Origin of the sequence: Streptomyces albidoflavus (genome assembly GCF_000719955.1) — a bacterium.
Taxonomy (GTDB): Bacteria; Actinomycetota; Actinomycetes; order Streptomycetales; family Streptomycetaceae; genus Streptomyces; species Streptomyces albidoflavus.
Genome location: NZ_JOII01000019.1, coordinates 1 through 20753 on the forward strand (window position 1 = coordinate 1; position 20753 = coordinate 20753).

Below are 20753 nucleotides of genomic sequence, written 5' to 3' on the forward strand. Positions count from 1 at the left end.
GTGACGAGGTGGCGGCGGAGGGGGGACGGGCGGGGTGGGGCTCCAGGTGGGGCAGGGCGGACGTCAGGGGGCCGAGGGGCTGAGCGCGCAGCAGGAGATGGGGCGAGGCTCAGAGGTGCGGCTGGCGGTCCGTGGCTCGGCGCCGATGTAGTCAAGGATCCGGCACGGTGCGGGGCGGCCGCCGGGTACCGTGCGCGCCCCGTACGGCGCGTGCGACCTGCGGTTTTGCGCGACGGGGCGACGGGGCGACGGGGCGACGGGGCGACGGGGCGACGGGGCGACGGGGCATTCTGCGGGGCCATGGTGAGGCGGAGCCGATGACGAAGCCGGCGAGAAGGTGAGTCGGGGTCAGAGAACACCCTGGCCTAGCGCGCCCCGTATGGCCCGACGCGGCGGACACTCCGGTGCGGGCGCGCCCCGTACGAAGCACAGGCGATGCCCCGTTCCCGGCCCGCGAAGGCGTCCGACGGGGCGCGCGACGCGCGCCCCGTCTGCGCCCCGTACGTCGCATGCGACCTGCGGTTTCTCGCTACGGGACGGAGGCTGTCCCGCCGTACGCCAAAGGGTCCGCGAGGACGCGGCGCAGGACCTGGCCCGCCGCGCCGCGGGCGGCGTCGCCGGCGGGTGAGGCGGTGCTGAGGCGGCCGCTGCCGGCGCCCCAGAGGCCGGAGACGACGCGGCGTTGCAGCTCGCGTTCGGCGGCGGGGGCGAGGCGGTCGGCGAGTTCCCGGTAGAAGCCGCCGAGGACGACCGTCTCGGGGTCGAGGAGGTTGACCGCGCCGGACAGGGCGATTCCGAGCATGGCGCCCGCCTGCTCGACGGCGTCCCGGGCGCGCCGTGCCTCCGGCGCCCCGGAGCTGCCGGCGACGCGGCGCGCCAGTACCGCGATGGTGTCCCCAGGGTCCATGCCCGCCGCCTGGAGCAGGGCGTCCTGGCCGGCGTACCGCTCCAGGCAGCCGCGTGAGCCGCAGCGGCAGTCGGGGCCGTTCGGGTCGACGACCAGGTGGCCGATCTCGCCGGCGAAGCCGTGCGCGCCGCGCAGCAGTTCCCCGTCCAGGACGACGGCGCCGCCGACGCCGATGTCGCCGCTCAGGTAGACGAAGGTGCGCGCTCCGCCGGGGGCGCCCGCCCAGAGCTGGGCGAGGGCGGCGGAGTTGGCCTCGTTGTCGGAGCCGACCGGCAGCTGCGCCCCGTCGTCGCGCAGGGACTGGGCGAACAGTTCCGCGGCGGGCACCGCGTTCCATCCCAGGTTCGGCGCCTGGCGGACGACGCCCTCGGCGACGAGGCCGGGCAGGGCGAGGTCGACCCCGGCGGGCGCCAGCCCCACCCGCGCCGCCGTGCGCAGGGCGCGCCCCGTTAGCAGCGCCGCGTCGCGCAGCACGGCGCGGGGGTCCGCCCCGGCGTGCCGCCCGGCCTCGGTAAGGCGCAGCCGCTCCGTACCGGCCAGGTCGACGAGGCAGACGGTGAGCGCGTCCACGTCGACGCTGACGCCCAGTCCGGCGTGGCCGGTCCGGGCCATGGTCAGGGCGGTGCCCGGCCGCCCCGCCTGGCCGCTGAACGTCTTGCCTGACTCCGCGACGAACCCAGCCGCCATCAGCTGGTCCACGAGGGACGAGACGGCCGCCCTGGTCAGCCCGAGCCGTTCGGCCACCGCGGCGCGGGTGATCTCCGCCTCGTCGTGCACGGCCCGCGCCACCCGGCTCAGGTTGAGCCGGCGCACGCCGGGGGCGTCGGTGCGGCCCGGCGGGCGCCCCGTGCTCTCCGCGCGCACGGCACCGGGGGGGCCCGGAGCGGGGCGGCGGGGCACCGTGCGGCGGGCCGGAGGCGGTTTCTGCGTCATGGTGCCCGGCAGCCTACGGGGACGGACTCCGGCGGGGCAGAGCGCCTGCGCGGAGCGCCGGGGCTGCGCGGCGTACCGCACCCACGTACACCTGCGGGGCCGAGCGCAACCAGGCGCCCGGCCCCGCAGGAGGTGCCCGGTCCGGTCAGAGGTCCAGCCCGGTGAGGACCATGACCCGCTCGTAGGTGTAGTCGTCCATGGCGTAGGCGACGCCTTCCCGGCCGACGCCGGACTCCTTCACTCCGCCGTACGGCATCTGGTCGGCGCGGTAGGAGGGCACATCGCCGATGATGACGCCGCCGACCTCGAGGGCCCGGTGGGCCCGGAAGGCGGCCTGGAGGTCGTGGGTGAAGACGCCGGCCTGGAGGCCGTACTTGGAGTCGTTGACGGCGGCGAAGGCGGCCTCCTCGCTGTCGGCGCGCTGCACCGAGAGCACCGGGCCGAACGCCTCCTCGCAGGAGAGCGTGGCGTCGTCCGGCAGATCGGCGAGGACCGTCGGGGCGTAGGTGGCCCCGTCCCGCGTACCGCCGGTGAGCAGCGTCGCGCCGCCCTTGACCGCCTCGTCGACCCAGGATTCGAGGCGCTGGGCCGCGGCCTCGCTCACCAGCGGGCCGACGTCGGTGGCCGGGTCGGAGGGGTCGCCGGTGACCTGGCTCTCCACCGCGGCGACGATCTTCGGCACCAGGCGCTCGTACAGCGAGGCGTCGGCGATCACCCGCTGCACGGAGATGCAGGACTGGCCGGCCTGGTAGTTGCCGAAGGTGGCGATCCGGGAGGCGGCCCAGTCGAGGTCGGCGTCGGAGGCGTAGTCGCCGAGGACGACCGCCGCGCCGTTGCCGCCCAGTTCGAGGGTGACGTGCTTGCGCGGCACCGACTCCAGGATCGAGAAGCCGACGGGGCCGGAGCCGGTGAACGAGATCACCGGCAGCCGCTCGTCCTGGACGAGGGCGGGCATGCGGTCGTTGGGCACGGTCAGCACCGACCAGGAGCCGACCGGCAGGTCGGTCTCGGCCAGCAGCTCGCCGAGGATCAGCGAGGAGAGCGGCGTGGCCGGGGCGGGCTTGAGGATGATCGGGGCGCCCACGGCGATGGCGGGGGCGACCTTGTGCGCGCTCAGGTTCAGCGGGAAGTTGAACGGCGCGATGCCCAGCACGGCGCCGCGCGGGAAGCGGCGGGTCAGCGCGAGCCGCCCGGTGCCGCCCGCGTCCGTGTCGAGGCGCTGCGCGTCGCCGCCGTTGAACCGGCGGGCCTCCTCGGTGGCGAGGCGGAAGACGGAGATGGCCCGGCCGACCTCGCCCCGCGCCCACTTGACGGGCTTGCCGTTCTCGGCGGAGATCAGCTGCGCGATCTCCTCGGTGCGCTCGACGAGGCGGCGCGCGACGTGGTCCAGCGCGGCGGCGCGGACGTGCGCGGGCGTGGCGGCGAACTCCTCGCGGACGGCGTGGGCGGCGGCGACCGCCTCCTCCACCTGCTCCTCGGTCGGCACGGCGACGGTGCCGACGAGCCGGCCGTCCCAGGGGTTGGTCACGTCGAAGGTGGTGTCGCCGGCGGCCTGGCGGCCGGCGAGCCAGAAGGCGTGAGGGGAAGTCATCAGATTTCCGGCCCTTCCGCAGTCGGTGGGTGGTCCAGGGCCGTCCCGGTGGCCGGCCGGTGCGGTACGCCGCACAGCCCCGCGGCGTGGCCGCCGCACACCGGGAACGGTGTCTGAGCCCACCGTAGGGGCGCCGGTGCGCAGCGTCGTTTGTCCGGGCCGGATGAGTCGTGGGCGGCGCCACTCCGGATTGGCAGTGCGGGGCCGCGCGGCGGGCTCCGGAACGGCGGCGGGCAGGCAGCGCCGTGCGCCGCGACGGGGCGGGTACGAGCGGCTACGGGGCCGCACGGGGCGCCGCGCCGTCCGGGGCCGCCGCCCCGTTCCCGCACCGTACGGGGCGGGACGGCCGCCCCGTCACTCCGTGCCGCTGGTCGCTTTCAGCGCGAGCCACAGCTCCATCCGCACGTCGGGGTCGTCCAGCGAGCGGCCGAGGATCTCCTCCACCCGGCGCATGCGGTACCGCAGCGTGTGCCGGTGCACGCCCAGCTCAGCCGCGGCGGCGTCCCACTGGCCGTGACGGGAGAGCCAGGCGCGCAGCGAGGCGACGAGGTCGCCGCGGCCCGTCGCGTCGTGTTCGCGCAACGCCCTGAGCAGCCCGTCGGCGAAGGCGCGGACGGCGTCGTCGGAGAGCAGCTGCACCACGGAGCCGGTGGCCACCTCCTCGTGCTCCACCAGGGCGCGGCCCCGCCGCCGGGCCACCGAGAGCGCCTGCTCGGCCTGGCGGTAGGCGGTGGCGGCCGCGATGGGGCCGGCCGGGGCGGAGAGCCCCATGACCGGCTCGTCGGTACGGCCGGCGAGGGCCTGCCCGGTGGTGCGGGCCTGGTCCACTGCGGCCGCGTACCCGACGCAGGCGCGCGCCGCGGCGCCGCCGTCGGCGGTCAGCAGGACGAGCCGCTCACCGTCCGGGACGACGAGGAGCGCCTCCCCGGCCCGGGCCGCCGCCGCCTCCACGTGCTCGGCCAGCGCGGCGAGCGGACCGGCCGGGGGCTCCCCCGCCCGCACCGGCGCCGCGACGGCGCGCTCCCCCGCCACGGGGCGCGGAGCGTCGTCGGGGCGCGGAGCGTCAACGGGGCGCGGCGCCCCGTGCGGCGCGGTGCGCCCGTCGGCGTGGGCGCGGGCGGCGGTGGCGGAGGCCGCCTCGGCGATGATCAGCCGGTACGGGGCGTCGAGAAGATCCCCGTAGAGGCTGCCGGCGGCGGTGCGCGCGTGCTCCGGCTCGCCCGCGAGGAGCATGCGGAGGACCGCGGCGCCGACCCGCTGTTCCGCCTCGTGGAGGGAGCGCGACCGCTCGGTGGTGAGGGTCAGCAGGGCGATGGCGGAGTGCACCGCGTACCGCTCCGCCGTGCCCAGCGGCGCCCCGGTGCCGACGGCCAGCGCGGCACGGGGGCGCCGGGAGGTACCCAGGGTGTGCAGTTCGACCCGGTCGGCCTCGCCGCCGACGACGAGGCTCGCGGGCGGCGTCCGCGCGTGCAGCCGCTCGACCTCGGGAGTGAGCCGCGCGGCGCGGCGGGCCGCCCACTCCGGGGCCGCGGCGACGACGGCGCCGGTGGCGTCGTACAGCGCCGCCCAGCCGTCGACCTGCCCAGCGAGGGCCGCCAGCAGCCCGGCGGGGCCGCCACCGAGGGCCTGCTTGGTGAGGTCGCGCTGCGCGGCGAACCCGGCGGTGACCGCCTGGTACTGCTCGGCCGAGATCGCCGCCGACACCGCCTTGCTGATCGCGAGGAACGGGGTGCGGCGCGGCACCTCCAGAAGCGGCAGCCCCTCCTCTGCGGCGGCGTCCACCAGGGCGTCCGGGATCGTCGCGTAGTGGACGCCGACGGCGAAGCCGAGCCCCGCGACCCCCGCCTGGCCGAGCCGCCGTACGTACCGCCGCATCGCCTCCGGGTCCTCGGCGTCCAGCTTGAGCGCCGTGATCAGCAGCAGCTCGCCGCCCTCCATGTACGGCACCGGGTCGGCCAGCTCGCTCGCGTGGGCCCAGCGCACCGGGGTGGCCAGGCGTTCCTCACCGGCGCGCACCGTGAGTTTGAGCGCGGAGTGGTGGACGAGGGAGGCGAGCGTGGGAGGCATATGTCCTTCAGGTGACGGCGGGGCCGACGAGGGACCGGGACGATCTTGGACGCGGCGTATGAAGCGCCACCCTCGATTCTGCCTCACCGTAGAACGCGGCCCGCGCCCCCGTACGGCTCACTTCCGCAGGTCGACCAGGAGCGGCGGGGCGTACTCCCCTCGTACGTTCGTCAAGGACAGGACGGCGTGGCCGGGCGGGACGGCGTGGGCCAGCTCGGAGGCGGACCAGCGTTCGCGTTCGACCTGGCGCACGGTCACGGACTGGGCGGTGGGCGCCTTGCCGGTGATGACGCGGCGGACGAAATGGGCGGCCTTGGTCAGGGGTTCGTCGGCGACGATCTGGCGGTCGGTGACGTCGCGGGCCTCCGTCCACTCCTTGCCCCACACCTCGGCGAAGTCCTGGCCGTCCCAGGGGGTGAGCCCGGAGAGCGCCACGCGGCAGCCGACGGCGCCCAGCAGCGGACCGCGCAGCGTACGCGGCACCTCCTCGAGGGTGCGGAGGGTCAGCACGGCGCCGGCGTTGGCCGAGCGCAGCCGCTGCAGGCTGCGCACCGTCTGCGGCGTCACGACGCCGGTGGCATCGTCCAGGACCAGGCAGGCGAAGAGCGAACGGTCCTCACGCGCCGCGACGCTCTCGGTGAACTGGGCGAGGACGAGGCGGGCCAGGATGCGCGACGCGTCGGCGTGGCCGCGCTCGGGCAGGTCGATACGGACCCGCACGGGGTGGTCCACGGCGCGCAGGGAGAACGGCCGGGTGCGGCCGCTGGTGTCGAAGAACTCCGCGAACGCGGGACGGTCCAGCAGGGCGATGCGGTCGGCGAGCACCGGCCCGGGATCGTGCGGACTGCCCGCCTGGCGCGTCCGGGCATCCAGCTCGCGGACCATCGCGGTCTCGCCGAGATCCTCCAGATCCTTACGGAGGGCGCTCAGCGGGGCGGGCCCCCCGTCGAGGAGTTCCCGCAGCTCCGGGACGGACGGGAAGCGGCCGTGCACGGCGGCGTACGGCCCGATCAACTGGGCGAGCACCGTGGTCGAGCGCCGCGTGTCACCCCCCGTGTGCGGGTCGGCGAGGTCGCCCACGAGCGCCTCGGCGAGAACGGCGGCGGCCTCGTCGGGGTCGGAGGTGCCGCCGTACAGATCGAGGTCGTAGACGGAGTCGGGATGACCGGGGCGGACCACGACGTCGTACTGCTCGGCCGACCCCGCGCCGGGCGAACCGGCGGCGGAGACGACGACAACGGCGGCACGGCCGGCCAGCGCCAGCAGGCAGAGGTTCTCGACGACGGGGCGGACCAGGCGCACCGACTTGCCCGCCCCGACGGGGCCCACGGCCAGCAAGGACGTACCGAGCAGCTCGGGCCCGAGGGCCAGGCCGACGCCGCGGAAGGCGTACGGATTGCGCGGCGTGTCACCGATCTCGCCCAGCCGGACCTGACCGGTGACGAGGTCGTGCTCGGCGGAGCGCCCGGGGAGGTCGCGGGCTCCGGACGGATGGCCGCAGGCTCCCGCCCCGTCGGCCAGGACGGCACGGGTGAACTCCTCCGCGGAACGCCGCCCCGCCCGGACCGCCTGCCACGCCCGGGTGATGCGGGCATGGTCGACGTCGCGCATGACACCGGCCCCGGTCTCGGCGGCCAGGCGCTCCGCCGCCTCGGGGGCCCCGCCGGCACGGAGCTGGGGCCACTGGGCGGGGTCCTCCTCGGGCGCCGGGGGCCCCGAGGGGGTGGCCGGAACGGCACGGCGCCACGCGGGGAGCCCGTAGCGGCGCCAGACCTCCGCCCACCGGCCGAGGCGGGCGACGACGGTGAGGATGCCGGCGGCGATGAGCCCGTAGTAGGGGTAGTAGACGAACGCGCTCGTGATGCGGTCCCCGAATCGCCAGGAGGCCGGGGTGAGCAGTTCCAGCGGGAGGAGCCACCAGCTGCCCAGGTAGCCGTTCCACAGCAGGGACCAGACGAGCCAGCCGACCAGGAGGGCGATCAGCGCCCCGCTGATGAGCTGGCGCCCCGGGGTCGGCTCGGGCTCCACCTCGGGCCGGGGCGTGTGCCCGTACCGCCAGATTCCCGGCCCCGCGGCGGGCCGCTCGGTTCGCAGCCAGGCGACGAAGGAGGCCCCGTCGGGGGGCGCGGCGCCGGGCGGGGCTCCGACGGGGCGCGGCGGCACCGCTTCGGGGGCGGCGGGCGGACGGGGCGGCGGCGCGGACCGGCGAGGGGGCCCTGCTGCCCCGCCTCCGTCGCGTGGCGGCGGGGCGGACGGCAGCGGCGGAGTCGCCGGGGTCGGAGGCGCGGCCGGGGGCGGTACGGAAGGGGGCCATCCCGGGGCGTCAGGGGGAGGCGGCCCCTGGGTGCCGCGCGTCTCGTGCCTGCCGTCGTTGTCCATCCGTCCTGCCCCCTGGCCTGCCGGTCCGTCAGTCCCGGGCGCCAATCTACTGCCCCGCCGCCCCGTCGCCCCGTACTGTGCGCGCGACCTGCGGAAACACCCGGGGCGCGGGGCGGCCTACGGGGCGTGTGCGGGGCGGTGCGCGGCGGAGCGGACGGGGCGTCGGGGCGCGCGGCGCGGCGACGCGGAGCGCCCGCCTCCACCGACCGCCCGCCGCGTCCGCCCGGCGCTTCTTGCCGGGTCGCCGCCCGCCACTGTCCTCGGCGGACAACGACACGTGCGCACTTCTCCCGATCGGAGCATGCCCCCGCCCGGTGCGCACCCCTAGCCTGCGAACAAAGCCATCGAAAGCTTCGGAATCCAGACCCCGCGCTGACTTCGGAAGCGCCCGACCCTCCAGGAGCCCTTATGAGCACCCTCCCGCAGGAGCGCCGCGTCGTCACTGCCATCCCCGGTCCGAAGTCGCAGGAGCTCCAGTCGCGGCGTACCGCCTCCGTCGCGGCGGGCGTGGGGTCGGTCATGCCGGTCTTCGCGGCGCGCGCCGACGGTGGCATCGTCGAGGACGTCGACGGCAACCGGTTCATCGACTTCGGCTCCGGCATCGCCGTGACCACGGTGGGCGCCTCGGCCGAGGCCGTGGTCCGCCGGGCCTCGGCGCAGCTCGCCGACTTCACCCACACCTGTTTCATGGTGACCCCGTACGAGGGGTACGTGGAGGTGGCCGAGCAGCTCGCCGAGCTGACGCCCGGGGACCACGCCAAGAAGTCGGCGCTGTTCAACTCCGGCGCCGAGGCGGTGGAGAACGCGGTGAAGATCGCCCGCGCCTACACCAAGCGCACCGCGGTCGTCGTCTTCGACCACGGCTACCACGGCCGCACCAACCTCACGATGGCGCTGACCTCGAAGAACATGCCGTACAAGCAGGGCTTCGGGCCGTTCGCCCCGGAGGTGTACCGGGTGCCGGTCGCCTACGGCTACCGCTGGCCGACCGGTGCCGAGAACGCCGGCGCCGAGGCTTCCGCGCAGGCCATCGACCAGATCAACAAGCAGATCGGCGCGGAGAACGTCGCGGCGATCATCATCGAGCCGGTGCTCGGCGAGGGCGGGTTCATCGAGCCGGCCAAGGGCTTCCTGCCCGCCATCCGGCAGTTCGCCTCCGACAACGGCATCGTCTTCGTCGCCGACGAGATCCAGTCCGGCTTCTGCCGCACCGGCCAGTGGTTCGCCTGCGAGGACGAGGGCATCGTCCCGGACCTGATCACCACCGCCAAGGGCATCGCGGGCGGCCTGCCGCTGTCCGCCGTGACGGGGCGCGCGGAGATCATGGACGCGGCGCACTCGGGCGGCCTGGGCGGCACCTACGGCGGCAACCCGGTGGCCTGCGCCGGTGCGCTCGGCGCCATCGAGACCATGCGCGAGCTGGACCTCAACGCCAAGGCGAAGCGCATCGAGGAGGTCATGAAGCCGCGGCTGACCGCGATGCAGGAGAAGTTCGACATCATCGGTGACGTCCGCGGCCGTGGCGCGATGATCGCCATCGAGCTGGTGAAGTCCGGCACGAAGGAGCCGAACCCCAAGGCCACGGCCCAGATCGCGAAGGCCTGCCACGCGGAGGGCGTCCTCGTCCTCACCACCGGCACCTACAGCAACGTGGTGCGGTTCCTGCCCCCGCTGGTGATCGGCGAGGAGCTGCTCACCGACGGCCTGGACGTCCTGGAAGCGGCGTTCGCGGCCCTCTGAGGCCGGAGCCGGCCGTCCCCGCACGTCGGAGCCTGTGAAGAAGGTGTGCGGGGGCGATGTCGGCCTCCTTCTGACCCTGTCGGCCGCCGGGCCGCTGCCGTAGGTTGAGCGCAGATGAGAGAAACACCCCGCCCGCAGGGCTCTGCGGGCGATTTCGGGACGGGGCGCGTTCAGCACCGTTCCGGCCGTGCCTTCGCGCACACCGGGGTCTCGCGCTCCGGAACTCCTCATGGATCGGACCGCCGCCCGCCCCACACCCCCCGGGGCGCGCGGCCCACCGGTCTGGTCGGCCGCCTCGGAACCTCCCCCCCTGTTCCGGGTCGGCCGACTCCTCCTCTTCCTCCTCCGCCCCGCTCGTGGCGCACCGCCTGGGCGGCCCCGGTCGCGTGCGTGGTGGTCTTCGCCCTCTGCACCTGGCAGGTGGTCACGCGCGGACCGGTACTCGCGGCCGACGAACGCCTGGGACACCAGATCCGGAACAGCGCTTTCCCGGAGGGCCTGGCCGAGTTCCTCGCCGACGCCGGGGGCATGCTCGTCGGGCCGGTACTGCTGGCAGCCCTCATCGTGTGGCAGTGGTGGGCCGCGAGACGGCGCGGCGGCGCCCCGTACTGGTGGGCGCTGCCGCTGACGACCGGGCTCGCGATGGCCCTGGTCCCGCCGCTGGTGAGCCTGGTCAAGGTGCTGACGGACCGTCCGGGGCCGCCGGTGATGGGCGGCTCCGGGTTCTTCCCCTCGGGGCACGCGGCCACCGCCTGCGTCGCCTTCGGGGCGTGCGTGCTCCTGCTACGGGGTGCCTCGGCCGCCCCGCGTGTGTGGTGGTGGCTGGTCGGCCTCTGCGTGGTGTTCAACGCCGCCGTGGGTTACGGCCTGGTGCGCCGGGGGTACCACTGGCCGCTGGATGTCGTGGCGAGCTGGGCGCTCGGGGTGTTCCTGCTGTGGGGCGCCGTGACGGTGGCGCGGGTGCTGTTGCGGCGTCGGGGCGGCGCGCAGGCCCCGTGACACGGGGCGGCCCGGTGCGACGGGGCGCGCCCCGTCGCATACGAGAAACCGCAGGTCGCGCGCCCCGTACGGGGCCCCGTGCCGCGCCGTCGACCGCCGCGTGCCGCCGCCCCGTACGGGGCGAGCCTCGCCACGTCCCGGTGCCGGAGCGGGGCAGCCCAGGATCAGCCGAAGTACCGGTCGAAGGTGCCCGCGAATTCGTCGCCTCCGTAGCGGTCCCAGTTGACGGACCAGGCCATCAGGCCGCGCAGCGCGGGCCAGGTGCCGTGCGGCGTGTACGGGCCGCAGGCCGATCCCTTGGTGAGGCAGTCGAGCGCCTTCTCCACCTCGGCGGGCGGTACGTGGCCGTTGCCCGCCTGCGGCGTCGCCGGCATGCCGATCGCCACCTGTTCCGGCCGGAGCGCGGGGAAGACCTTGTCGGGGTCACCGGCGACCGGGAAGCCGGTGAGCAGCATGTCCGTCATGGCCACGTGGAAGTCCGCGCCGCCCATGGTGTGGTACTGGCCGTCCAGCCCCATGATCGGTCCCGAGTTGTAGTCCTGGACGTGCAGCAGGGTCAGGTCGTCGCGGAGCGCGTGGATGACGGGCAGGTAGGCACCGGCCCGGGGGTCCTGTCCGCCCCACGGCCCGGACCCGTAGTACTGGTGGCCGAGCTGGACGAAGAACGTCTCGGGGGCCATGGTGAGCGTGAAGTCGTCGCCGTAACGCTCCTTCAGGTGCGCAGGGCGGAGATGAGGTGGACGATCACCGGCGTGGTGGGGTTCTCGAAGTCGGTGTCGCCGTCGTCCAGGGAGAGGGAGTGCCCCTCGAAGTCGATGTCGAGGCCGTCGAGGCCGTAGGTGTCGATGATGGAGCTGACGGAGTCGACGAAGGTGTCGCGGGCCTGGGGTGTGGTGAGCCGGACCTGTCCGTTCTGGCCGCCGATGGAGATCAGCACCTTCTTCCCGGCCTGCTGCTTCGCCTTCACCGCGGCTTTGAACTCGGCCTCGGACTCGACTCCGGGGCATTCGGCCGGCGGGCACAGACTGAAGCGGATGTCGCCGGAGGTGACCGAGGTGGGCTCGCCGAAGGCGAGGTCAATGATGTCCCAGCTGTCGGGCACGTCGGCGAGCCGGGTGTAGCCGGACCCGTTGGCGAAGCTGGTGTGCAGGTAGCCGACGAGGGCGTGTTCGGGCAGTTCCGCAGTGCGCGAGGCGGGCGGCGCGTCGGCCGCGGCGTGCGGCGCGACAGCGGTGGCGGCCAGCGCGCAGACCGCGACGGCAGCGGCGGCCGCGCAGCGGACGCGGCCACGTCGCGAGCGCCGGGACGTCCAGGACGAGAGAGATCGACGGTTCACGGCATTCTCCGGTTGTGGGGGGGGGAGGGAAGGAGCGCGTGACGGTACGACAACTTGCCGCACAACTTGGTCCAGACCAATCGGGTTGTCAAGACCTCTGACGCCCGGGCGAGGCCCTCACCAAGGCCGACCCACACCGGCGCACCGCGGGACGTGCCAGGTCACCTCGCCCGTCGCGCCTCCCCCGCTCCCCCGGTTCACCATCCACCGGACCGCCCCCAGCCCTCGCCCGCCACGGCCTCGTGCATGGCGAGTTCCAGCAGCCCAGGATCGTTGAGCGTGCCGGAACCGTCCGGGCGGACCAGCCAGCTCACCACCCCGGCGGCCCGCCCCGGGTGCGGCACCACGATCCACGTGCCACGCCCTACCGCACGGACACCCGTGCCGAGCCAGCGCGACGCGGTACCCGGCGGCACGAAGAAGCCGAGCCGCGCCCCGCCCGCCCCCGAGAGCACGGGGCCGGGCCGGCCGGCGCAGCGGCTCAGCACGTCGAGGGTGGGGTGCCCCAGCGCCCCCGGAAGGATCAGCACGTCCCACTTGACCCCCGCGGGCAGCAGAACCATCCCTTGCGGGCCACGCCCCCACTGCCGTCGGCCCTCGGCCGGGTCGGGCGCCGCCGACAGCAACCACTCGGCAGCCGCCCTGGTCTGGAACTCCGTCATGACGCTCCCTCTCCACTGTTGGACATTCCGTCATCAGTGGAGAGCTGTTCACGCGGCGGGCATTACGCGGATTCGGCGGGGGATTCCCCGTGAGCCGGGTCACATGGGCGGGGCGGAACGAAGGCACCGTGCGCGGCAGGGCGGCGCGGGTCGGTGCGACACCTCGGCGACCGGGGCGGATAAGGGCTACGCCGCGATGCTGACCCTTACTGCCCCGTACGCCGCGTAACACCTACGCCGCGACGTGGCCACTTACACCCCGTGCGCCCGCCGTAAGGTCCGCGCCGCGACGGTGCCACCTACTGACAGCACCCCCGCCCGCTCGCCCGTCCGGGCCGCCCCGCCCCGCCCCGTTTCAGCTGTCGAACCCCATCCCCATCCGGTCCATCGTGCGCAGCCAGAGGTTCCGGTGGCCGCCCCGTTCGTCGGCGCGGGCCAGGGACCACTTGGTCAGGGCCACGCCCGTCCAGGCGAAGGGCTCCGGCGGGAAGGGCAGCGGCTTGGTGCGGACCATCTCCAAGGCGGTCCGTTCGGTCTCCTCGCCGCTCAGCAGGTCCAGCATCACGTCGGCGCCGAAGCGGGTCGCCCCGACCCCGAGCCCCGTGTACCCCGCGGCGTACGCGACGCGGCCGCCGTGCGCGGTGCCGAAGAACGCGGAGAAGCGGGAGCAGGTGTCGATCGCCCCGCCCCAGGCGTGGGTGAAGCGCACCCCCTCCAACTGCGGGAAGCAGGCGAAGAAGTGGCCGGCCAGCCGGTCGAAGGTCTCGGGCCGCTGGTCCAGGGCGGCGCTGACCTTCCCGCCGTAGGGATAGACCGCGTCGTAGCCGCCCCAGAGGATGCGGTTGTCGGAGGAGAGCCGGAAGTAGTGGAACTGGTTGGCGCTGTCGCCCAGGCCCTGCCGGTTGTGCCAGCCGATGGCGGCGAGCTGTTCGGCGCTGAGCGGTTCGGTCATCAGCGCGTAGTCGTAGACCGGCACGGTGAGGGGGCGGGTGCGGCGGACGAGGGAGGGGAAGACGTTGGTGCCGAGGGCGACCTGGGCGCAGCGCACCGTGCCTCCCCGCAGGGTGCGCACCGCCATCCCCGCCCCGCTCCGCGTGAGCGACGTGGCGGGGGTGTTCTCGTGGATGCGTACGCCGAGCGAGAGGCAGGCGGCCTTCAGGCCCCAGGCGAGCTTCGCCGGATCGACGAGGGCGACGCCGTCACGGTCCCAGAGCCCGCCGAGGAAGATCGGCGAGTTCACGTGAGCACGCAGCGCGTCCTCGTCGAGCAGTTCGGAGCCGGCGGCGAGGCCCGCGGCGTCCATCTCCTCGTACAGTTCGCGCAGCTCGGTGACGTGGTGGGGCCGGGTGGCGACCGAGATCTCCCCGGTGCGTTCGAAGGCGCAGTCGATGCCGTAGCGGTGGACGGCGGACTCGATGGCGTCGAGGTTGCGGGCGCCGAGTTCTTCGAGGAGCGGCATCTCGTCGGGCCACCGGGAGAGGCCGTTGGCGGTGCCGTGGGTGAGGGAGGCGGCGCAGAATCCGCCGTTGCGGCCCGACGCCGCCCAGCCGACCTCGCGCCCCTCCAGGAGGAGTACGTCGCGGCCGGGGTCGCGTTCCTTGGCGAGGAGTGCCGTCCACAGTCCGCTGTAGCCACCGCCCACGACCAGGAGGTCGCAGGTCGCGTCCCCGGTGAGGCCGGGCTCGGGAGCGGGTCGCCCCGGGTCGTCGAGCCAGTAGGGGATCGGCGAGGCGTCCGACAGGGCGGCGGACGTGCTGGTCATGGCGCGTGCGGCCATGATGTCAACTCCCTTGCGATGCGTGCGTGGTACGAGGTGACGCCGCGGAGCGTCCCTTACCGCGCGGCGTATGCCGCGCCGTACGGGGCGCTCCGCGCCGTTCACCGGGCCTGCTTCTTGCGCCGGTTGCCGATGAGCATCCCGGCGAGGACGAGGAGGATGGCGACCGCGAACATGGCGGTGCCGATCACGTTGATCTGGACGGGCGTCCCACGTTGCGCCGAGCCCCACACGTACATGGGGAAGGTGACCGTGGAACCGGCATTGAAGTTGGTGATGATGAAGTCGTCGAAGGAGAGGGCGAAGGCGAGCAGGGCGCCGGCCGCGATGCCGGGGGCGGCGATGGGCAGCGTGACGCGCAGGAAGGTCTGCACCGGCCCGGCGTAGAGGTCCTGGGCGGCCTGCTCCAGGCGCGGGTCCATCGACATGACGCGGGCCTTCACGGCGGTGACGACGAAACTGAGGCAGAACATGATGTGGGCGATGAGGATCGTCCAGAAGCCGAGCTGCACCCCCATGTTGAGGAAGAGGGTGAGTAGCGAGGCCGCCATCACGACCTCCGGCATCGCCATCGGCAGGAAGATCAGCGCGCTCACCGTGGAACGCGCCCGGAACCGGTAGCGGACCAGCGCGAACGCCACCATGACGCCCAGCACCGTGGCACCCAGCGTCGCCCAGGCGGCGATCTGGAGGCTGAGGGCGAGGGAGCCGCACAGGTCGGCGACGCCGCACGGATCGCGCCACGCGTCGAGGGAGAACTCCTGCCAGGCGTAGTTGAACCGGCCCTTGGGCTTGTTGAACGAGAAGACGAGCACGACGAGGTTGGGCAGGATCAGAAAGGCGAGCGTGATGAGGCCCGCGATGACGACGAGGTTGCGGCGCAGCCAGCTCATCAGACCAGATCCTCCGTCCCGGACTTGCGGATGTAGAAGGTGACGATGAAGAGGATCGCCGCCATGAGGATGAAGGAGAGCGCGGCGGCGGTCGGGTAGTCGAGGATGCGCAGGAACTGTGTCTGGATGACGTTGCCGATCATGCGCGTGTCGGTGGAACCGAGCAGGTCCGCGTTGACGTAGTCGCCGCTGGCCGGGATGAAGGTCAGCAGCGTCCCGGAGACCACCCCGGGCATCGACAGGGGGAACGTCACCTTCCGGAACGTCGTGAACGGGTTGGCGTACAGGTCCCCCGCCGCCGCGTGCAGCCGCCCGTCGATCCGCTCCAGCGAGGTGTACAGCGGCAGGATCATGAACGGCAGGAAGTTGTACGTCAGGCCGCAGATGACGGCGAGCGGGGTGGCGAGGAGGCGGTCGCCCTGGGTGAGGCCGAGCCAGCTGGTGACGTCGAGGACGTGCAGGCTGTTGAGCACCGACACGACGGGGCCGCCGTCGGACAGGATGGTCTTCCAGGCGAGCGTGCGGATCAGGAAGCTGGTGAAGAAGGGCGCGATCACCAGGATCAGCACCACCCCGCGCCAGCGTCCCGCGCGGAACGCGATGAGGTACGCCAGCGGATACCCCAGCGCCAGGCAGAGCACGGTGGCCGCGCCCGCGTACAGCACTGAGCGCAGGAACTGGGGCCAGTATTCGGCCAGTGCCTCCCAGTACGTGGCGAAGTGCCAGGTCACCTGGAAGCCGTCCTCCAGGGACCCGGTCTGCACCGAGGTCGACGCCTGGTAGACCATCGGCAGCGCGAAGAACACGAGCAGCCAGAGGATGCCCGGCAGCAGCAGCCAGTACGGGGTGAAGCGGCCGCGCGGCTTGCGCGGACGGGGCGGCGGCGGGGCGGCGGGCGCGGCGCCGGGCGGCTTGGTCAGGGTGGTGGTCATGCGGCGGCGTCCTCCTCCACCGAGGCGCTGCCGGCGTCGATGTCCTGGGTGGCGTCGAGGCCGAAGGAGTGCGCCGGGTTCCAGTGCAGGACCACGTCGGCGCCGGGGACGAGGCGGGTGTCGCGTTCGACGTTCTGGACGTAGACCTCGAAGCCCGCGCAGACGGGACTGTCGATCACGTACTGGGTGGAGACGCCGATGAAGCTGGTGGCGCGGACGCTGCCGGTGAGCCGGTTGCGGCCGTCGGGGACGGACGCGGCGTCCGTGGCGGGGACGAGGGAGACCTTCTCGGGGCGTATGCCGAGCAGGACGGGGCCGGTCGTGGCGGCGGCGCCGTTGCGTGCGGTGGGCAGGGTGAGGGGCGCGTCGCCGGCGCGGAGGAGGAGGTCGTCGCCGCTGCGGCCGTCGAAGCGGGCGGGGACCAGGTTGGAGGTGCCGAGGAAGTTGGCGACGAAGGTGGTCCGCGGGGTCTCGTAGAGGTCGGTGGGGGCGCCGAGCTGTTCGACGCGGCCGCCGTTCATGACCGCGACCTGGTCGGCCATGGTCATGGCCTCCTCCTGGTCGTGGGTGACGTGGACGAAGGTGATGCCGACCTCGGTCTGGATGCGCTTGAGTTCGAGCTGCATCTGGCGGCGGAGCTTGAGGTCGAGCGCGCCGAGGGGCTCGTCGAGGAGGAGCACCTGGGGGTGGTTGATGAGGGCCCGGGCGACCGCGACGCGCTGCTGCTGGCCGCCGGAGAGCTGATGGGGCTTGCGCCGGGCGAAGTCGCCGAGTTCGACCAGGTCGAGCATGTCGCCGACCTGCCCGCGTACCGATTTGACGCCGCGCCGCCGCAGCCCGAACGCGACGTTCTCGAACACGTCGAGGTGCGGGAAGAGGGCGTAGCTCTGGAAGACGGTGTTGACGGGGCGCTTGTACGGGGGGAGCCCCGTCACGTCGCGCTCCCCGAGCAGGACGGAGCCGGTGGTGGGCTCCTCCAGGCCGGCGATCATGCGGAGCGTCGTGGTCTTGCCGCAGCCGGAGGCGCCGAGCAGGGCGAAGAACGACCCTTCGGGCACGGTCAGGTCGAGCGGATGGACGGCGGTGAACATGCCGTAGGTCTTGCTGATCCCGGAGAGGCGGACGTCGCCGCCGCGGTCGGTGGTCATGGAGTGGTCCCGGGGGCTGGAGGGGCAGAAGCGGAAGGTGCGCCGGCCCTGCGGTGGGGGCGCGGGAAGGCGGTGCGGGCGGTGCCGGACGGGGTGCCGCGGACGGTGCGCGGGGGCGCGGCGTACGGGGCGGCGGGGCGTCTCGTACGGTGCGTGGCCGACGCCCCGTACGGGGCGCGCGACCTGCGAAAACGGTGCGCGCGGCGTACGGCGCGGGGCGCCCGCCGTACGGGGCGCGCGGCGCGGCGGTGCGGGGCTCAGGTGGTGAGCTTGGCGAACGCCGCCTCGTACCGCGCCTCTTCCTTGGAAGTGAGAGAGCGGAAGGAGCGCGACTTGGCTGCCATGGCCTTGTCCGGGACGATCAGCGGGTTCTCCGCGGCTTCCTTGTCGATCTTGGCCAGCTCGGCCTTCACTCCGTCGACGGGGCAGACGAAGTTGATCCACGCCGCGAGTTCGGCGGCGACCTTCGGCTCGTAGTAGTAGTCGATGAGCTTCTCGGCGTTGGTCTTGTGCCGGGCCTTGTTGGGTACCAGGAGGCTGTCGCTGGAGGTGACGTAACCGCTGTCGGGGATGTGGAAGCGGACGTCTGGCGTGCCGGCGGCGAGCTGGACGACGTCGCCAGCCCAGGCGAGGCAGGCCGCGAGGTCGCCCGATTCGAGGTCGGAGGTGTAGTCGTTGCCGGTGAAGCGGCGTATCTGGCCGCTGTCGACGCCCTTCTGGAGCCGGGCGATGGCGCCGTCGAAGTCGTCGTCGGTGAAGTCGCCGGGGTCCTTGCCGGAGTCGAGCAGGGTCATCCCGACGGTGTCGCGCATCTCGGAGAGGAAGCCGACCCTCCCCTTCAGCGCGGGGTCCTCCAGGAGCTGCTGGACCGAGGTGACCTCCCGGCCCTTGGTGGCCTTGGCGTTGTAGGCGATGACGGTGGAGATGCCCTGCCAGGGGTAGCTGTAGGACCGCCCCGGGTCCCAGTCGGGGTTCCTGAACTGGGGCGACAGGTTGGTGTAGGCGTGCGGGAGGTTGGCGGGGTCGAGCTTCTGCACCCAGCCGAAGCGGATGAGGCGGGCGGCGAGCCAGTCGGTGACGCAGATCAGGTCGCGGCCGGTGTCCTGTCCGGCGGCGAGCTGCGGCTTGATCTTGCCGAAGAACTCGACGTTGTCGTTGATGTCCTCGGTGTACTTGACCTTGATGCCGGTCCGCTGCCGGAAGGCGTCGAGGGTGGGCCGGCTCTTCTTGTCCTCGGAGAGGTCCATGTACTCGGTCCAGTTGGAGAAGTTCAGCCGCTTCTCCTTGGCCGAGTGGTCCTCCGAGGAACCCGCCTGGGCGTTCCCGGCCGCCGGGGGGATGCCGCAGGCGGCCAGCGTGCTCAGACCTCCGGCCGCCAGCGCCCCGCCGCCTGCGGCGCGCAGCAGTGACCGGCGGCTGAATGCCCCGTGTCCCCGGGGCACCCCTGCGCGCACACCGCGCCGCATCGCTGCCAACTGGGCCGGGGTGAGGCGGTCGGGCTCGTACTGCTCCATGCGCGGGGGGCCCTTTCGAAAGGGGCGGCCACCGGGAGCGGCGGGGACCGGCTCCGGTGACCGCGGCGGTGCGGATACGGGGAGATACGGCGGTGCGGGGCGGGTGTGCGGGGTGCCTCTCACGGTGCGCCGCCTACGCCTCGTACGGGGCGCGCGACCTGCGGAAACGCGGCGCGCGCCGTACGGTGCGGGGCGCTCGGGTCAGCGGCGACCGAAGACGGTGCGGTGCCAGTCCTTCCGCGCGACGGCGGTGTTGTCGTACATGACGTGCTTGATCTGGGTGTACTCCTCGAAGGAGTAGGCGGACATGTCCTTGCCGTAACCGGAGGCCCTGTATCCGCCGTGCGGCATCTCGCTGAGGATCGGGATGTGGTCGTTGACCCAGACGCACCCGGCCTGGATCTCGCGGGTGGCCCGGCCGGCGCGGAAGACGTCGCGGGTCCAGGCGGAGGCGGCGAGTCCGTAGGGGGTGTCGTTGGCGAGACGCAGCCCTTCGTCGTCGCTGTCGAAGGGCAGGACGACGAGGACGGGGCCGAAAATCTCGGCCTGGACGGCCTCGCTGTCCTGCGGGGCGTCGGCGATGAGCGTCGGGCGGTAGTAGGCCCCGGGGGCCAGGTCCCCGCCGGGCGCTTCGCCGCCGGTGACGACGCGGGCGTAGCCGCGGGCCCGCTCGACGAAGCCGGCGACGCGGTCGCGGTGCGCGTGGCTGATGAGGGGGCCGATGTCGGTGGCCGGGTCGAACGGGTCGCCCACCTGGACGGTGGCCATCAGGTCGGCGACGCCCGCCACGAACGCGTCGTACAGGGGGCGCTGCACGTAGGCGCGGGTGGCGGCGGTGCAGTCCTGGCCGGAGTTGATGAGCGCGCCCGCGACGGCGCCGTGGACCGCGGCGTCGAGGTCGGCGTCGTCGAAGACGACGAAGGGGGCCTTGCCGCCGAGTTCGAGGTGGAGCCGCTTGACCCCGGCGGTGGCGATCTCGGCAACGCGGCGGCCGACGGCGGTGGAACCGGTGAACGAGGTCATCGCGACGTCCTCGTGTCCCACCAGGTGCTCACCGGCGCCGAGGCCGGCTCCGCTCACGATGTTGACGACGCCGTCGGGCAGTCCGGCCGCCGTGGCGGCCTCGGCGAAGAGCAGCGAGGTGAAGGGGGTGAGTTCGGAGGGCTTGAGGACGATGGTGTTGCCCGCGGCGACGGCCGGGAGGATCTTCCAGGCGGCCATCTGGAGCGGGTAGTTCCACGGGGCGATGGAGCCGACCACACCGATCGGCTCGCGGCGTACGTATGACGTGTGGTCGCCGCTGTACTCGCCCGCCGAGGAACCTTGCAGGTGGCGCGCGGCGCCGGCGAAGAAAGCCGCGTTGTCGACGGTGCCGGGGACGTCGAACTCCCGGCTCAGCTTCAGCGGCTTGCCGCACTGGAGCGACTCCGCCTGGACGAACTCCTCGGCGCGCTCGCCCAGCACGGCGGCGAAGGCGTGCAACGCGTCGGAGCGCTCGCCCGGCGTCGCGCGGGACCACCCGGGGTACGCGTCGCGGGCCGCGGCGACGGCCGCGTCCACGTCGTCGGTGCCCGCGAGTTCGTACGTGTGGACCGGCCGGCCGGTGGCCGGGTCGACGACCGTGCGGCTGGTTCCCGACGTTCCGCGTCGCAATTCTCCGGCGATGAACTGGGCGCCGGCCGCAAAACGGTCCTGCGCCTGGAAGCGGTTCTCGTGCATGTCGCTCTCCTCGCCGCCCGCCCCGTCCCCCGGGTCGCGGCGTAGCTCCGGCTCCGTGTGGCTGCCGATCCTGACAGAAAGCTCACACCTCAACAAGTGATTCCGTTGTTGCCTTTTGGTTACGCGACGGAATCTGTCGAGCCTGGTCACGGGGAC

The 20753-nt window shown here is 73.6% G+C and carries 13 protein-coding genes and 1 pseudogene; 2 read left to right on the plus strand and 12 right to left on the minus strand.

Annotated features, from left to right (window positions below; translation table 11 throughout):
* Positions 1–529 precede the first annotated feature (529 nt).
* The 4 genes from IF45_RS0119735 to IF45_RS0119755 all read right to left on the minus strand — a co-directional run bounded on the left by IF45_RS0119735 (position 530) and on the right by IF45_RS0119755 (position 7877).
* Positions 530–1771, minus strand: coding sequence for an ROK family transcriptional regulator (locus tag IF45_RS0119735; protein WP_008409785.1), 1242 nt, complete (start codon positions 1769–1771; stop codon positions 530–532).
* 214 nt (positions 1772–1985) lie between these two features.
* Positions 1986–3431 (minus strand): aldehyde dehydrogenase family protein, encoded by a 1446-nt coding sequence (locus IF45_RS0119740; protein WP_030308661.1) that lies wholly within the window; start codon positions 3429–3431, stop codon positions 1986–1988.
* 354 nt (positions 3432–3785) lie between these two features.
* Positions 3786–5498, minus strand: coding sequence for a PucR family transcriptional regulator (locus IF45_RS0119750; protein WP_030308663.1), 1713 nt, complete (start codon positions 5496–5498; stop codon positions 3786–3788).
* A 117-nt stretch (positions 5499–5615) separates the two neighbouring features.
* Positions 5616–7877 carry an ATP-binding protein gene (locus IF45_RS0119755; RefSeq protein ID WP_283784039.1) on the minus strand — a complete coding sequence of 754 codons (2262 nt, stop codon included), beginning with the start codon at positions 7875–7877 and terminating at the stop codon, positions 5616–5618.
* A gap of 408 nt (positions 7878–8285) precedes the next feature.
* Here IF45_RS0119755 and gabT point away from each other — a divergent pair, with 408 nt between their 5' ends.
* Positions 8286–9617 (plus strand): 4-aminobutyrate--2-oxoglutarate transaminase, encoded by a 1332-nt coding sequence (gene gabT / locus IF45_RS0119760; protein WP_030308673.1) that lies wholly within the window; start codon positions 8286–8288, stop codon positions 9615–9617.
* Positions 9618–10007: 390 nt separating this feature from the next.
* Complete coding sequence (locus IF45_RS0119765; protein WP_030308675.1) at positions 10008–10616, plus strand: phosphatase PAP2 family protein; 609 nt, start codon at positions 10008–10010, stop codon at positions 10614–10616.
* 164 nt (positions 10617–10780) lie between these two features.
* Here IF45_RS0119765 and IF45_RS31490 read toward each other — a convergent pair.
* From IF45_RS31490 to IF45_RS0119805, 8 genes and pseudogenes are all read right to left on the minus strand, one after another.
* Positions 10781–11793: pseudogene (locus IF45_RS31490) on the minus strand (chitinase); the annotation flags it as partial.
* Between the two features lie 356 nt (positions 11794–12149).
* Positions 12150–12614: a bifunctional DNA primase/polymerase gene (locus IF45_RS0119775; protein ID WP_030308677.1), complete on the minus strand. Its 465-nt coding sequence runs from the start codon at positions 12612–12614 to the stop codon at positions 12150–12152.
* Positions 12615–12969: 355 nt separating this feature from the next.
* Positions 12970–14391 (minus strand): NAD(P)/FAD-dependent oxidoreductase, encoded by a 1422-nt coding sequence (locus IF45_RS0119780; RefSeq protein ID WP_030308680.1) that lies wholly within the window; start codon positions 14389–14391, stop codon positions 12970–12972.
* A 101-nt stretch (positions 14392–14492) separates the two neighbouring features.
* On the minus strand, positions 14493–15284 hold the full coding sequence (locus tag IF45_RS0119785) for an ABC transporter permease (RefSeq protein WP_003951162.1): 792 nt from the start codon (positions 15282–15284) through the stop codon (positions 14493–14495).
* Positions 15284–16216 carry an ABC transporter permease gene (locus tag IF45_RS0119790; protein ID WP_030308682.1) on the minus strand — a complete coding sequence of 311 codons (933 nt, stop codon included), beginning with the start codon at positions 16214–16216 and terminating at the stop codon, positions 15284–15286. The genes IF45_RS0119785 and IF45_RS0119790 overlap by 1 nt, the downstream gene beginning before the upstream one ends.
* The gene (locus IF45_RS0119795; RefSeq protein ID WP_030308684.1) at positions 16213–17364 is read right to left on the minus strand and encodes an ABC transporter ATP-binding protein; all 1152 of its coding nucleotides are present in this window, start codon (positions 17362–17364) and stop codon (positions 16213–16215) included. The genes IF45_RS0119790 and IF45_RS0119795 overlap by 4 nt, the downstream gene beginning before the upstream one ends.
* A gap of 257 nt (positions 17365–17621) precedes the next feature.
* Positions 17622–18878, minus strand: a complete 1257-nt coding sequence (locus tag IF45_RS0119800) for a polyamine ABC transporter substrate-binding protein (RefSeq protein WP_008410156.1) — start codon at positions 18876–18878, stop codon at positions 17622–17624.
* 201 nt (positions 18879–19079) lie between these two features.
* Positions 19080–20597, minus strand: a complete 1518-nt coding sequence (locus IF45_RS0119805) for a gamma-aminobutyraldehyde dehydrogenase (RefSeq protein WP_030308687.1) — start codon at positions 20595–20597, stop codon at positions 19080–19082.
* Positions 20598–20753: the final 156 nt, after the last annotated feature.